Origin of the sequence: Acinetobacter sp. TAC-1 (genome assembly GCF_029025845.1) — a bacterium.
GTDB lineage: Bacteria > Pseudomonadota > Gammaproteobacteria > Pseudomonadales > Moraxellaceae > Acinetobacter > Acinetobacter guillouiae.
Window position 1 is genome coordinate 3,362,552 of record NZ_CP118892.1, and the last position, 13,807, is coordinate 3,376,358.

General features: G+C 35.1%; 21 protein-coding genes. 12 read left to right on the top strand and 9 right to left on the bottom strand.

The annotated features are described in order from the left end of the window. Nucleotides 1-27: 27 nt before the first annotated feature. The 3 genes from PYV58_RS15615 to PYV58_RS15625 form a co-directional block, all read right to left on the bottom strand. Nucleotides 28-537, bottom strand: a complete 510-nt coding sequence (locus PYV58_RS15615; protein WP_275059572.1) for a DnaB-like helicase N-terminal domain-containing protein — start codon at nt 535-537, stop codon at nt 28-30. Beyond that, nucleotides 537-1,595 (bottom strand): DUF1376 domain-containing protein, encoded by a 1,059-nt coding sequence (locus tag PYV58_RS15620; protein WP_051671121.1) that lies wholly within the window; start codon nt 1,593-1,595, stop codon nt 537-539. The genes PYV58_RS15615 and PYV58_RS15620 overlap by 1 nt, the downstream gene beginning before the upstream one ends. A 322-nt stretch (nt 1,596-1,917) precedes the next feature. After that, nucleotides 1,918-2,169, bottom strand: coding sequence for a Cro/CI family transcriptional regulator (locus PYV58_RS15625; protein WP_034618171.1), 252 nt, complete (start codon nt 2,167-2,169; stop codon nt 1,918-1,920). Between the two features lie 107 nt (nt 2,170-2,276). On the opposite strand from PYV58_RS15625, the gene PYV58_RS15630 reads away from it, so the two are divergent. From PYV58_RS15630 to PYV58_RS15675, 10 genes are all read left to right on the top strand, one after another. Beyond that, the gene (locus PYV58_RS15630; protein ID WP_275059573.1) at nt 2,277-3,059 is read left to right on the top strand and encodes a S24 family peptidase; all 783 of its coding nucleotides are present in this window, start codon (nt 2,277-2,279) and stop codon (nt 3,057-3,059) included. 278 nt (nt 3,060-3,337) lie between these two features. After that, complete coding sequence (locus PYV58_RS15635; protein WP_275059574.1) at nt 3,338-4,066, top strand: hypothetical protein; 729 nt, start codon at nt 3,338-3,340, stop codon at nt 4,064-4,066. Nucleotides 4,067-4,071: 5 nt separating this feature from the next. Then, nucleotides 4,072-4,305: a hypothetical protein gene (locus tag PYV58_RS15640; protein WP_034618178.1), complete on the top strand. Its 234-nt coding sequence runs from the start codon at nt 4,072-4,074 to the stop codon at nt 4,303-4,305. Then, nucleotides 4,302-4,883 carry a hypothetical protein gene (locus PYV58_RS15645; protein ID WP_034618168.1) on the top strand — a complete coding sequence of 194 codons (582 nt, stop codon included), beginning with the start codon at nt 4,302-4,304 and terminating at the stop codon, nt 4,881-4,883. Before PYV58_RS15640 ends, PYV58_RS15645 begins: the two co-directional genes overlap by 4 nt. Continuing rightward, entirely contained in the window at nt 4,883-5,431 is a 549-nt protein-coding gene (locus PYV58_RS15650; RefSeq protein ID WP_034618166.1) for a hypothetical protein, read from the top strand. Before PYV58_RS15645 ends, PYV58_RS15650 begins: the two co-directional genes overlap by 1 nt. A 10-nt stretch (nt 5,432-5,441) precedes the next feature. Further along, the gene (locus tag PYV58_RS15655) at nt 5,442-5,657 is read left to right on the top strand and encodes a hypothetical protein (RefSeq protein ID WP_034618164.1); all 216 of its coding nucleotides are present in this window, start codon (nt 5,442-5,444) and stop codon (nt 5,655-5,657) included. Then, a complete protein-coding gene (locus PYV58_RS15660; protein WP_034618162.1) occupies nt 5,654-5,902 on the top strand; it encodes a DUF551 domain-containing protein in 249 nt (82 codons plus the stop codon). Before PYV58_RS15655 ends, PYV58_RS15660 begins: the two co-directional genes overlap by 4 nt. Then, on the top strand, nt 5,899-6,663 hold the full coding sequence (locus PYV58_RS15665; RefSeq protein ID WP_051671117.1) for a phage regulatory protein/antirepressor Ant: 765 nt from the start codon (nt 5,899-5,901) through the stop codon (nt 6,661-6,663). Before PYV58_RS15660 ends, PYV58_RS15665 begins: the two co-directional genes overlap by 4 nt. Beyond that, nucleotides 6,647-6,934: a hypothetical protein gene (locus PYV58_RS15670; protein WP_034618161.1), complete on the top strand. Its 288-nt coding sequence runs from the start codon at nt 6,647-6,649 to the stop codon at nt 6,932-6,934. Before PYV58_RS15665 ends, PYV58_RS15670 begins: the two co-directional genes overlap by 17 nt. Continuing rightward, entirely contained in the window at nt 6,931-7,197 is a 267-nt protein-coding gene (locus PYV58_RS15675; RefSeq protein WP_034618160.1) for a helix-turn-helix domain-containing protein, read from the top strand. Before PYV58_RS15670 ends, PYV58_RS15675 begins: the two co-directional genes overlap by 4 nt. Before the next feature lie 426 nt (nt 7,198-7,623). Here the strand turns inward: PYV58_RS15675 and PYV58_RS15680 are convergent, their stop codons facing one another. The 4 genes from PYV58_RS15680 to PYV58_RS15695 form a co-directional block, all read right to left on the bottom strand. Then, complete coding sequence (locus PYV58_RS15680; RefSeq protein WP_034618309.1) at nt 7,624-7,950, bottom strand: hypothetical protein; 327 nt, start codon at nt 7,948-7,950, stop codon at nt 7,624-7,626. Between the two features lie 540 nt (nt 7,951-8,490). After that, on the bottom strand, nt 8,491-8,955 hold the full coding sequence (locus tag PYV58_RS15685) for a hypothetical protein (protein ID WP_227504296.1): 465 nt from the start codon (nt 8,953-8,955) through the stop codon (nt 8,491-8,493). A gap of 229 nt (nt 8,956-9,184) precedes the next feature. After that, nucleotides 9,185-9,400 (bottom strand): hypothetical protein, encoded by a 216-nt coding sequence (locus PYV58_RS15690; protein ID WP_004819941.1) that lies wholly within the window; start codon nt 9,398-9,400, stop codon nt 9,185-9,187. Nucleotides 9,401-9,856: 456 nt separating this feature from the next. Beyond that, nucleotides 9,857-11,047 carry an MFS transporter gene (locus PYV58_RS15695; protein WP_034618312.1) on the bottom strand — a complete coding sequence of 397 codons (1,191 nt, stop codon included), beginning with the start codon at nt 11,045-11,047 and terminating at the stop codon, nt 9,857-9,859. Nucleotides 11,048-11,191: 144 nt separating this feature from the next. Between PYV58_RS15695 and PYV58_RS15700 the strand changes: the two genes are divergently transcribed. Next, nucleotides 11,192-11,956: a helix-turn-helix transcriptional regulator gene (locus PYV58_RS15700; protein WP_034618310.1), complete on the top strand. Its 765-nt coding sequence runs from the start codon at nt 11,192-11,194 to the stop codon at nt 11,954-11,956. Nucleotides 11,957-12,015: 59 nt separating this feature from the next. Here PYV58_RS15700 and PYV58_RS15705 read toward each other — a convergent pair whose 3' ends face one another. Both PYV58_RS15705 and PYV58_RS15710 read right to left on the bottom strand, forming a co-directional pair. After that, the gene (locus PYV58_RS15705; RefSeq protein WP_171077819.1) at nt 12,016-12,168 is read right to left on the bottom strand and encodes a hypothetical protein; all 153 of its coding nucleotides are present in this window, start codon (nt 12,166-12,168) and stop codon (nt 12,016-12,018) included. A gap of 366 nt (nt 12,169-12,534) precedes the next feature. After that, nucleotides 12,535-12,756: a hypothetical protein gene (locus tag PYV58_RS15710; protein WP_004722098.1), complete on the bottom strand. Its 222-nt coding sequence runs from the start codon at nt 12,754-12,756 to the stop codon at nt 12,535-12,537. A 505-nt stretch (nt 12,757-13,261) separates the two neighbouring features. Here PYV58_RS15710 and PYV58_RS15715 point away from each other — a divergent pair. Continuing rightward, the gene (locus PYV58_RS15715) at nt 13,262-13,432 is read left to right on the top strand and encodes a hypothetical protein (RefSeq protein WP_171077820.1); all 171 of its coding nucleotides are present in this window, start codon (nt 13,262-13,264) and stop codon (nt 13,430-13,432) included. Nucleotides 13,433-13,807: the final 375 nt, after the last annotated feature.

Below are 13,807 nucleotides of genomic sequence, written 5' to 3' on the forward strand. Positions count from 1 at the left end.
TTTACCAAGTTAAAACCTCCTGTTTTCTCAGCACACATCAAACATCTGAGCCAATGCGTTCTCAATCGCATCCTCAAAACTAATACCTTGCTTGTGTTGCTCTTGACTTTCGTTTTGTGTGAGTAAACTCTCTGCCTCAGAAAAAACATCAACCAATGTTAAATCCTGAGCTAAGCTCAAATACTTACGACCAATTGCCTCAATCTCACGGTGCGATTTAAGTTTATTCAACTGAGAAACATATGATTCAAGGTTGTAAAACGATGATGCGGATTCACCCAAAATTTGCATTAGGTACTCAGCACCACCTGCAGTTTGAGTCCATTTTTTCTCATTCAGCTTTTGTTCAACAAGTAACACATCGTATGGCTTATTTTCATTGGAAAGCTCAAGGATTGATCTGAATATTAACTGGTGTCTTTCAGCGTGGAAGCTCTCAACTGATAAATCATTGATAACAATTTCAAGAGAATCCTTGACAGTCATCAAGGACATCAAAACGCATTGCTCCATCGCAATGTTATGCAAATCACTCATCACCAAGCCCCCTCAATGTCTTTGTATTTTGATAGATCAATTGGTTGACTGGGTTGTGGATTTTGTTGCCCTGTTGGATTGCTCATCTCAATAAACCGATCTAACTTACCAGCATCACGACAAATCAACTCGATATCTGTGTACTTGTTCTCAACGTGATAAGCCGATTTAGAACACCCAATAATTGCTTGTTTGATTTGTTCTACTGCATACCCTTCCTTAAGTCTTGCGTGTATCTTGGCTTTGCGCTTATCGCTCAATAGAGTTTGATTTGATTTCGCAAGTGTGGTTTTCCAAAATTCAAATATTTCTTGAATCTCTTTTTTGAAGTTTTGATTTTTGGCAGGCTCAGGTTCACCGCTAGGTGGACATATGTTTTTATTATTATTTATATTATGTTCCCTTATATTATGTTCTGTTCCCTTAAGAGCATTTTCCGACGGAATTCCAGCGGAATTATTCTGTGCTTCTTTTGGAACGACTTCGGAAACGCTAACATGTTCTTTTGGAAAGTTATTGGAAGCAATTTGGCTTTCCGATATTTTTCGTGTGGAATCATTACTCCAATCGCTAGGCATTCCAGCAGATACCCACACATCAAATGATGGAATGGTAATTTGTTGGTGCTCAGGAAGTTGTTTATTTGCCTTGCGAATACGGTCAGCAAACTTTTTATAACTGTACTCTCGTTTTGATTTCCAGCTCTCTAAAGCCTTTTCAGAAACCACAGGATGGTAGTAGCGATTATCATCACACAGTATCCAGCCATGCAAAGCTTCTTCCTTGAATTTTTCCCACTCTTTGACTACACGGCCAAATCCAGCAAGGTTAGATAAAACCCGGTCATCGTTAGGGATGCTTCCAGCCGGTACTTGATGCCATGACGCACACATAAGCAAAAATCCTGCGCGAAATGCTTCAGCTTCAACGAGTGCTGTAAAATCACTATCACGGAAGCGAACCACATCTAATGGCATATACTCAAAATCTCTAAGGTCTACATTTTCGAGTACCAGAGGTTTTGGAAGTTGAGAATTATTTTCAGTTTCACTCATCATAATTTACCTTTAGCCTCGAACATTTTTCTATAAGCCGACTCAAAGCGATGGATTAATCCAAATTTGTACATGTTGATACGCAACTCTTCGCAAGTATCTGCAATTGATTTTGATTCTTCAGGCTTACAGATTCGAATAACGCCTAATGCATCCTCTAATTCAGTCTAAATCTTTTTGTATTCCTCAAGTGCATCCGAATAAGCTTTGTGATCAATCCACCATTGGTCATCATTTGCATTGTCTAAATCTTGTGCTAATATCGGTTTATTCATTTTGGTTTGCTCCAAATGTAAAACCGCCTCTGCTGTAACAGATGGCGGTTTTATTTTTTTGATGAGTCGAAATTAATTAACTCACTTTCAGAAGATCTCAATTCAATCCAAATATCTTGATAAGTAGATGGAAAGAGCTCTTTTCTTGTACATACCCCCATGTCTTCTGCTATGACTGCAAGCCTGATTTTTCGATCAGTAGGTATTGCGCTCCACCCTGATACAGATGCAGGTGTAATACCTAGGAGTCTTGCAACAGAGTTAACTCCACCTAAATTTTTAATAAGTTGAACGTCATTCATTAAACTCTCCTTACATCTCAATCATTATTAGGCATACCTAATTTTAAATCAATAGGTACACCTAATTAAATTTATGTTAGGATTACCTAACTTTGTGAGGATAGTTTATGAATACTCTTGCTGAACGTCTAAGATATGCTATGGAAGTTTTACCAACTAAAAAAATTAAAGGTATTGATTTAGCACGCGCGGTTGGTGTTAAGCCACCTTCTGTAAGTGACTGGCTTTCTGGAAAATCCAAAACTATGGAAGGCGAAAATCTTCTAAAAGCCGCTGACTTTTTAAAAGTCAATCCAGCTTGGTTGGCAACAGGATCTGGATCACCCAACGAAAATCTAAACTCTATTTCTAGCAATCCAGAATCACAATTTAAAATATTAAATATTGAAGCTTTCAAAAAGCAATACAACATTCCAGACAGTGAAGATGCAGTTTTATTTTCAAACATGACAGAAAAGCCACTTGTAATTAGAAAAAGATGGGTTCCTGTAAAAGCCTATAGCAAGACGGGAATGGATGGATTCTTTACAGATATGGGATATGAAGGCAATGGTGGTGATGGATATGTACCAACACTAGGAGCTGGTGACAAATCTTATGGAATTAAAGGTACTGGTGATTCCATGTACCCTGCTATCCGTAATGGATGGTATGTGGTTTGCGATCCAGATGCAGAATTAACTCCAACTGAATTTGTTCAGGTTTGTTTAAAAGATGGCCGTTGTACGATTAAAGAATTAATTGGTATTAACAACAATGTTTTGAATTTACTTGCCGTAAATGGTGGTGAGAGAATTACATTTGATATGGATGATGTAGAGAGCATTACTGCAATTACTGACATTATCCCACCAAGCCAACACAAGCAAGAACACCCTGATTCCATGTGATAATCAAAATTTTCTCTTGTTAATAAATTAAGCTTATTATGAAATAAGATACTACTAATCCGTTTATAACAACCTGCTTTTAGCAGGTTTTTTTGCGCTAAAAATTAGGCATATCAAAATAATTAGGAATACCTATTGACAATAAAATTAGGCACGCCTAATATTTATAACAAGAAACACAAAAAGCCCCACACTGTGGAGCTAATTTTAAAACCTAATGCCATTCTCTGTCGTCGACCAAAATTTCAGAGATGCATTACTGTAACTGGTGATTCATTATGAACCAAAATACAAATATTAGTCAAGTTGGTAAAAGCAACAACTTAAACGAACGATTAGACAATTGGCTTAAATGTGAAGAGTCATGTCACTACTTCGCTATTCAAATTAAAGGTAAGGAAGTACATCCATTTGGTTTTAAAGATCGCCCTTTTTACACCTTGGATCAAGCTAAAACTTATTTGGAACACCTTAGATTGTCTAATCCAGATATTGAATATGGCATCTGTTCTGGCGGCATTGATGTTGATGCTATTGATTTTGAAAATCTTGAAGCACCTATGTGGCATCGAGTATGGATGAATCTACATCAAGTGCGCTTAATAAAATTAAACATGTCGAAAAAGTCAGAACAGGAATTATCTAAATTAATTCAAAATTATGATGAGGTTATTGCTTGGCAAGTTGCCAATAATACAACTGAATTTTGTCACTATTACTATGTTCAGTCTTGTGATAACGAATCAATTGCGACGAGTTCATCATACACGCCAGATATATTTGAAGCATTAACTACAAAAGTTTGCTTCGAAAAAACAATGCCAGGTAGAAGCTTTAAGATTAGCCGTGGTCTAATTTCTACAGACTCATTGCTGTCAATGGATGGTCGCACAGCGGATTTTTTTCAAGGATTCATTGATTACCACAAGGAAAGAATTACAGATATCGATCCTGAATATATGGTAGATCGTGAAATTGTCACCGAAACAAGAACAGTAAAACGGTGATTCCAATGACTGACCTTTCTAACCTACCAATCAAAACTAAGCAACTGGCTTTTGTTTTATGGCTTCACAAGATTGGCTATAAAGGCGTTATTCGCCCATGTGGAACTTTCGAGTTTCAATGCCACGTTGTAAATAAAAGATTCCCTAGGAACGTGAAAATCGTTCCGAACTGGGGATTTAATAAACCGGCTAAGCAATTGTATGCAGAATTTTTAGAGCATTTGGAGGCGCCAGAATGAAAAGATTAATTTTGCCATGGGCATTATTGCAATCAGCTTCAATTTGTTCAGCTAAAAATGACCCACGTAAATACTTAAATGGTGTCACTTTGATTGATGGCCATATTGTAGCTACAGATGCAGAACGTGTTTTTTACTGCAAATATGATGAATTACCTAAGCTGAAAAAGCCTTTAACTATTCCACTCAAGGCAATTAAAAACCTTGAGAAAAAACTAGATAAAACACGCACAGATTGCTTAGTTGAAGTTGTACATCATACCGATGGTTTGGCTTTGAATGTAAATGACGTTGATCTAGAGGTATTTACCCCAGTTGAATCAATATTTCCTAGCGAATGGCAACAAATGATTCCTGTTGATAATGGAATGCAATACAAAGGCGCATCACCTCATTTTCAATGGAAGCACATGGTTGATTTTCAGAAGATCAACAAGCTATTAGGTGCAATAAATCCCGATGACACATATCTAAAACCAACAGGTATAAACACCCCTGCCCATGTTTATTTTTATGGTAATGATTATTCAGGTGCCAAGGGTTTGATTATGCCAATTAATGGACGGAGTGAAGCGTAATGAAGTTTAAGAAAACTATTGAACTCCAATACAACAATCTTAAAGCTACTGCACTTTGCAAAGCTAAAAGAGATGTTCGTTTTTACCTTTGTGGTGTCTATGTTGGAGATGGTTTTGTTGCGGCTACTAATGGACACATGGCTTTGATATGCAATGAACCTGATTCAGTTGGTATGGATCTAATAATACCGGGTGAAGCAATCGATTCATTGATTAAAAAGGTGGGCAACTTTCCAATTACTAAAATCACAAAATTACATCAAGTAGATAAAGAATTTTGGCTACTTGAGCACAACGGAACAGTTGAATTATTTAGACCTATTGATGGGAAATATCCTGATATTAAACGTGTTGATATTCCTAAACCTGTTGAAATCCAATTTAAGCATTACCCCAAGTTTAATCTTGATTATTTAAGTATTTTTCAGAAAGTAGCAAAGGTTTACAAGCAGGGTTTTCCAGCATTCTATCCAACCACAGAAAACCATAGCGCTTATGTAGAAATTACAAATGATGTTCACGGCATTTTAATGCCTCTCAGGGTTTAAGGGTGAATCTATGTCTAAATTCAAAATTGGTGACATTTTACGAGCCAAATTCACTGGTCATTATTGTGGAGAGGTTGAAATCTTCGGGCGTGTGCGAGAGTTCAAGGGAAAAATGATTTGCTGTAATGAAATCAACTCTGAAAGCCCATTTTTCTGTTATGAGGATGAAGCGGCAAAAGTTGATTTGCCTGAAAGTGTTTTGAAAAGTTTAGGAGAGATTGCATGAAATGGATAAGTGTAAATGAGCAACTCCCCGAGCTTGGTGTTCCTGTCATGGCTGGCAGTAAGTCTTTTGGTTTAGGTGAGTTTGATTGGTGGTTTTTCGAAAGGTTTGCAGATGGTGATGTGTGGCTATGGTCAAGATTGAATTCTTCATCTTTGCGCGGTGATTTTGAGTGCGATGACGATTATCACATCACTCACTGGATGCCATTGCCCGAACCACCTAAAGAAAATGGAGAGATTTTATGAATGCTCTATTAAACAAAAATCAAAAGGATGTGGGAAATTTTTCACCAACCTATTCAGAGCAAGCCAAGCAACAAACCTTAACCATGTCTAGCCGTGAAATTGCCGAGCTAACAGGAAAAGAACATAAGAATGTTTGTAGGGTTATCCGTGATTTAATTTCAGATCATATTTTAGACGCTCAACTTGAGCCACTTAAATTTGAATATCGCGGACAGTGGTTTGATTATTACGAGTTAAACAAAAGAGATAGTTTTGTTGTGGTTGCTCGTTTATCGCCTGAGTTCACGGCGCATATTGTGGATAGATGGCAAGAGTTGGAAAATCAATCTCCAAAAGAATTAAGCCGTTTAGAAATTTTGCAAATTGCTTTGCATGCGGAAGAGGAAAAACAGGCGCTACAGGGACAAGTACAGCTTCTTGAACCAAAAGCACAAGCGCTTGATGTGCTATCCAATAGTTATGGAACCGAAACACTGGATTGTGCTGCTCACTCAATGGGTATCCAAGCACGTAAAACATTGCGACCTTGGATGAAAGAAAATGGGTGGTTACACAAGGACAAGGATGGCAATTGGAGAGCTTTGGGGCATCGCATTACCGCCGGGCATTTAATTGAAGTGGATCGAGTTTATACAGATTCTCAAGGCTTCCCACAGCACACCATTACGGTTTATATCACGCCAAAAGGCAAAACAGTACTTACAACCAGTCTTATCAAGGCAGGAATGATCAAAGGAGATCGTCATGAAACAACCATCTAAACTTATGTGTCAACTTGGATCATTATCTCGCGGACTGGATAAAGAGAATTCAGAGTTTGAACCAAGATCACGCTACAATCTTGCTTTAAAACTTCGTAAAGTGGTCAAGAATACGCAAAAACTAGAAGAAGAGGAATTTAACGGTTTTTGTATCATCAATAGTGCTCGTGATGCAACCTTGAATCTACTAGATAAATTGGAAACAGATTCTAAGGATGACATTAAAAATAAACTGATTGAGCTTATGGAAATATTGGATGGTGTAGAATGAGTAAATTAAACAAATTGACGTCCGAGGAAATCCAAGCTGAAATAAATAAATTTTATGATGCTGATGAGCACATATCGTTTTCACCAGAATCCATAGCAATTGTATTAGATGTATCATTGTCGTGGTTACAGAAAAAGAGATGTGAAGGTGGTGGAATTCCCTTTTCAAAACTTCATTATCGAAAGATTGTGTATAAAAAATCAGATGTAATAGCTTACATTGAAAAACATAGAGTAAGCTCAACATCACAAATGACGGCGTAAGCCGTCTTTTTTTTGATCAAATAAAAGTAGGCAAATAGTAGGCAATACACACTAAAAAGTAGGCTAAAAACACAAAATAGGCATATGGTAGGCAAAATACTTATAGTTATGAATGCTTCTATATTGTTTCATGAATTTTCATTTATTTTAATTAAAAAACATATATTTAATGTATATTTTCATGTGTTTTAAATCAGTATAATATCGTTTCATATTGCAATAATCTGAAGAAACACTGAGAACTCATCGGGTTCAGGGTAACGACCATGCAGCGGCATCTCTGGAGTGTTTTATTTTAAAATCCTTATAAAATAAAAATTATAAAGATACGCGGGAATCTATATTTGATTACATTTTCAAAAATATAGCTCTATAGGTTATAGCGAAACAACGATCTTATTCTCTTTGATCCACGCGATAAACTGATTAAGTTTGATCTACAGCATCATTCAAAAACTCAACTGATTCCAAACACAATTTTTTCCATTCAGCTGCAAATTCGTCTTCTGCTTTTTGTTTACCTAAATTTGTGGCGTACACGGGTTTTGCTTCTGCATCAGCAATGATGACTTCTAAATTTTTTGCATTATTACTTAGTTCGCCTTTTAAATTAAATGCTGTATTTAAATCAACACCAAACTGTCTTAATTGCATGATCATTCCAGCACTTTCTGCAATAATTTTGCAGTGATCTATTTGATTTGCATAAATTTCCGGGCTAAATGATAAAAGCAATAAAATTTTCAATTTCATTTTTATAGTCCTTAGAATTTTTCTAATTACATTGATTATATGCATAGAGATCCTCTAGCGCCATGCTTCCAAACGATCTACTAAAATTACAAACATCATCGTTTATGCACGATATAAATTAGATATTTATTTTTATTGAAGAGCATAATTTCTTTTCATTATTCTATTAAACCCCGTAAATCTGCATCATCCAATTTCCCGTCCACTAGAGCTAAAATATCGCTATGCCCTATATAAGCTCGATACTTCAAACTTATGTTACTACCTCTGAATTGCTATAAATCATCTAAGCCTAAGAAAAATATAGAAACAATACCAATCCAAGCGTAATCAAAGATATGATTAGCCATACATTTATACAATTAAAGCTTTTGATGAAATTCCACATTTTGCTATCCCTTAGAAATGGCTAAGGAATTCTACTTTTTTGAGTTTAATTTAAAAATTATAAATTAGTCTGAGCTACAAAAAATTCGACTGTACAACAAGTATTTAAATATATAGTAATTATCCCAAGATATTCATTTAAACACCTAATATCTATAGACATTCTTTATAGTTCATTGTAAAGCTTTTCAAAAACTCACCTTTAGCATTATTTAATTGATAAACAATATTGCCTCGTGTTGTTTTTTTAAATACTTCAGACTCAAACAAATCACCTTTACTACAGATGTTGTTTTTGGTCAGATTTTTATACTTGTTTTCATCAAATTTCTCTCTTAGATCTTCTGTAGACTCAATCCCCTTTAAATCAGATACAAGCAACAATCCATTGCTGGTCAATCTAATTCTAGAAATGTTTGTTAAGTCATCTGATTGATTCGGCTTAATGTTCGAAAAGTTGTGATTAATCACTTTGACTAAGCCATTGTACAATTCGAGATTAATGATATTGAATTGATCATCAACCGCACCAACTTGCAAAAAAGGTTCGTCTAATGGGCTTTGCGCTTTCAATTCAGCACATAGTAAAAAACTGAGTATAAACAATAAATATCGCAACTTGGTTCTCCTCATCAACGATCCAGCTGTTGAAACAAAACACTGCAAATACAAGTTTAAGCGAGGCATAACGATAACTAGACTCGCTATACAACCACAAATTTGTCGGTACTTACTGCCTATATCCCTCCTTTATCCATTAAAAGAAAAAGTGCGATAACGACATAGGTTCAAAATTAATTCTTTCATATACTAAAAAGCCCATCTTTCGATGAGCTTAGATTTAAAGTTATGAGTTGTTCCACTCACCAGATTGAACACCTAACTCATCATCACCAGTCATCAGAACTGCTGTTAAAATTGGAACCGCTAAAATCACTGGGAAAAAGACAATCCATAGATCAATGGATAGCTTATTGGAAAAAACAAAATGAATCACGATCGCGATTAAAGCCAATATTCCAAACAAAATACTTGCGAATCGAGTGGCAAATTTTAAAAGCATTTTTTATTCCCCTTGTAATTAAAAATTTTTACTCTATTTACTCTCATAGTTATGTCCTATTTTTAGAAATTAAGCAAAGCACTTTAAGGTAAAACAACCTCTATTTTGGGGTATACTTACAAAAACCTTAAAAAAAATATGGATTTCTATAAAAGCTGACATTTTTATTTAATTTTTTAACTTTTTTCTTATGCCTAAAACCCAATAAAGCCATATCTAGAATGTAAAGCAGATCAAACATATTTCACATTTGTTCATCTCCGCGCTTTATCCATCATTTAAAACCAAAGTCGGTGAGATTTACGCAATCCACAGATTCACCAACGTCATCCACCGTCACTTTGGTTTAAAAATTTAGACAACACACTCAGTTCACTGAAATCAGGTGTGAGCATGAGATTTAATATCGAATGTATATTTTAAACATTTGATATTCTTAAAAAACATAATTACTTCTTAGCTTGATTGATGTTTAACTTGAGTATTTGGTAGGAACAAGGTCACAAAACCTAATAGTGGTAAAAATGAACATAATTGAAATACCCAATCTATACTATTTTTATCTGCGAGATAGCCTAACCCCGCTGCTGCTATACCACTTACTCCAAACATGAGACCAAACATCAGTCCCGCAATCATCCCTACACGACCAGGCACAGCTTCTTGTGCATAAACAACCATCGCAGAAAATGCTGATGACATAATTAATCCAGCTATCATTGCGAAAGTACAAGTCCAGAATAAATTTACATAAGGTAAAGCCAGTGCAAACGGTATCATTCCCAAGAAAGATATCCAAATCACTGCTCTACGCCCAATTCGATCGCCAATAGGCCCACCAAAATAAGTTCCTATTGCAACAGTAGCTAAAAAAGCAAAGAGATATAACTGAGCACTTTGAATGGAAAGATGGAACTTTTCAATTAAGTAAAAAGTATAATAATTACTTATACTTGCAATATAAGTAAACTTAGCAAACATCAATATAGCAATAATACTAAGTGCACGAAATAAAGTACGCCCATGTAATTTAAAACTTGGTAAAGATATACTTTTGCTGAGTTGTTTTTGTGCATTATTTATTGTCCATTTACTGACTTTAAATAAAATCCAAATTGCGATTAAGGCAAATAGCATCAGCCATGCTGTTGAAGCCTGACCATTTGGAACAATAATGATTGCAGCAAGTAAAGGACCTATCGCTGATCCTGTATTTCCACCCACTTGAAAAGTTGACTGAGCTGTACCAAACTTTCCTCCAGAGGCCATTCTCGCAACACGTGAGGCTTCAGGATGAAATGTTGAAGATCCAACTCCAATTAAAGATGCTGATAACAGCAACATATAGAAACTATTAGAAAAAGCCAGCATGAATATGCCAATCAGTGTAATTACCATCCCCAATGGCAAAAGATAAGGTTTAGGATATTTATCGGTATGCAATCCAATCCATGGTTGTAATAATGAAGCGGTAACTTGATAAACCAGTGAAATTATTCCGATTTGAGTGAAATTTAATGAAAAACTATTTTTAAGTAATGGGTAAATTGCGGGAAGTGACGCTTGAATTAAATCATTTAATAAATGAGCGAAAGCAACTGCGAAAATAATGTGATGTACCATCTTAGGGTCGTTTGGAGCATCCATCCGATGATCTTGATGTGTTGGTGAAGTAGATTGCATAAACAAACCTTTATTACATGAAACTTTATGGTTTAGTATAAATTGTCATATTGACTTGTATATTCCAAAAATTATCGCCTAAGTGACAAATTTTAAGAGTGTATATCGATGCCAGTAAACTCAGACTCGGTAACCACATTGGTTATTTCTAAAGGCTCCAAGCATAAATATGGAAGTGTTATCGCACCACATATGCATAGCCGTGCGCAGTTGCTCTATGCGTCTCAAGGTGCAATACGTGTTCAAACGGCTGATCATATCTGGCTTATCCCTCCGCAATGTGCGCTGTGGATCCCTGCATTTGTTGAACACAGTGTGATTTCATTAAGCGAGGTCAGATTAAGTACGGCTTTAGTTGAAAAAAATGCTGCAGATATTTTAGGAGAAAAATGTTTTTTAGTGAGAATGAGCAGCCTTTTACGTGAATTAGTTCTTAGGCTTAATCAACTAGATACAATGAAAGATCACGAAACGCCATACAGCGAAGATTTAGAGAGATCCTTACAACTGCTAATTTTTGATGAAATAAAAAAGGCACCTACATATCCAATAGAAATTCCCAAACCTAAAGATAAACGTCTTATCTTAATTTGTGACTATTTAATTAATAATCCGAACAACGCTAAGGAATTAAATATCTGGGCTGATGAAATTGGTACAAGCCCAAGAACCTTAATTCGATTATTTAAAAAAGAAACAGGTTTGTCCTATCGTGGGTGGATTCAACAAATGCACATTGTCTTGGCCTTAAGCCAACTGGCTCAAGGCAAAAGTATATCTCATATATCCGCTTCATTAGGTTATACTAGCCAGAGTGCATTTAGTGCGATGTTTAAACGGCACTTAGGGCATCCACCTCAAAGTTTTAAATAATTTTTTTATTGTTCTATTCATATTAAAAAACCACCGAATCGGTGGTTTTTCATTAAAATTTAATGTATTGCTTCTGCTGAGGACTCTTTATGATCATCATCTTTGGTTTTGGCTAAATTTTTACCCTTGGTTTTCTGAGGATTATTTTTATGTGACTGATAGTAGCAAGCAATTGCAATTCCAGTCCCTAATAATGCTACGGTCTTTAACATGATGTACCTCATACTGAATTGAATAACGTCCACTAGGAATAACATCAAATTTCTAATAAAGTATTTCGATATGTGAGTTATGCAAGTTTATGTGAAACTTTATTACATTTGATTTCAAAGATTCAGATAAATCATCTAAATTTCAGTCTTATGGCTGATTTAATCTATTTCGGTATTTAACCAAACAGTCACATGGTAAGTTTTTATTATGAGATTTTAATTCCAGTTAATCATTTTAAAACTATCGAGTATTGATCAATCAACACAGATCAGAAATCATTCTTTAACTTTCGATACCTTTTATTTTCGTTCGTCCATATAAAAAGCCCATCTTACGATGAGCTTTTCTAAAACATTGATTACGATTTATATCGCAATACGATAAAGTTGATTTTGATTAAGATAGAAAGATGAACCATCAATATTAAATTGACGATCGTCACCAGATTCTAATTCAATCTTTTTCCCTACTTCGACCCAACTCATACCAGTACGGTTGCTTTGTTGTCTTTTTAAAGGAACGATCTTTACGCGAATTTCATCGCCATTTACTGCAGAGGCTATTGTCCAGCCATTTAAAATATTCATTTTTTCACTCAATTGTTTTGAGCTTTTGCAAACAGAGAAGTATTTAACTATTAAGACCAACAGATATATTTTTGGAACTAACGATAAGAAGGCATCTAACCTTAATTTAAACTTTTGATATTTACATCAGCTTGATATTGCAGAAGTCAGAGTTGAAGCCAACCTTCAAGTCTTGCTTATATATTAAGCACATCTGCTTTAGTATTTTTCATAATACGCTCATTCAGCAGATTATGCAACTTAAATAACATTTGATTATTTTAAATTAAAAGTTCATCTTTATATAATGGCTTTGTGATGTTTATGTACAGGCCTAGATTTAAAGATTTTTTATATCACCATTTAAAACAACACCATACAAATATTTGATATTTTTATAAATATATTTTGTCGATATAAACTCAGTTTAGCCAACATATCTCCACATATGGCTCTCACAACTACCTTAGTGTAAGTGGATTAAAAGGCTATTATCCAGACTCACTTCACAGTTAAGAAGATTATAATGTCATTTAAAAGTTTTTCGCAAAATTCAACTCAAGCAAATTCTGATACTAAAAATGCTGAGCAAACTCCTGCTAAAGATGCGCCACAAGCAACTCCCGGTGTGACACCGCCGAATCCAAATCAGGACAATAATCAAGTTAAACCAGCTGAAGAAAATAAACCTAAATAATATTAACGTTTAATTTATACAGCTTTATCTAAAAAACTTACCGATACTTGGTAAGTTTTTTTATTGTGTGTCATATAAATTCAGATGTTATCTACTAAAATATTCAGTTTTCTATGATGTAAAAAAGCCCACAATAGTGCGGGCTTTTTAGATCGGCATGCTGCGATCTCATGCTCAGCGTTAACTGCTTAGGTTTTAAATCTATTTAGAGGGAATACGCAATTCCTGTAACAACCTAAACACTTCCGTTTCGCTTACGGATTCGATCAAAGCTAAGTTAACACAGATCAGCAGATGAAAGCGGATAAAATATATTTGATTACGCTTTATTTAATAAAGTTTCACCGTACTAAATTCAAATCACAAAGTCTTATC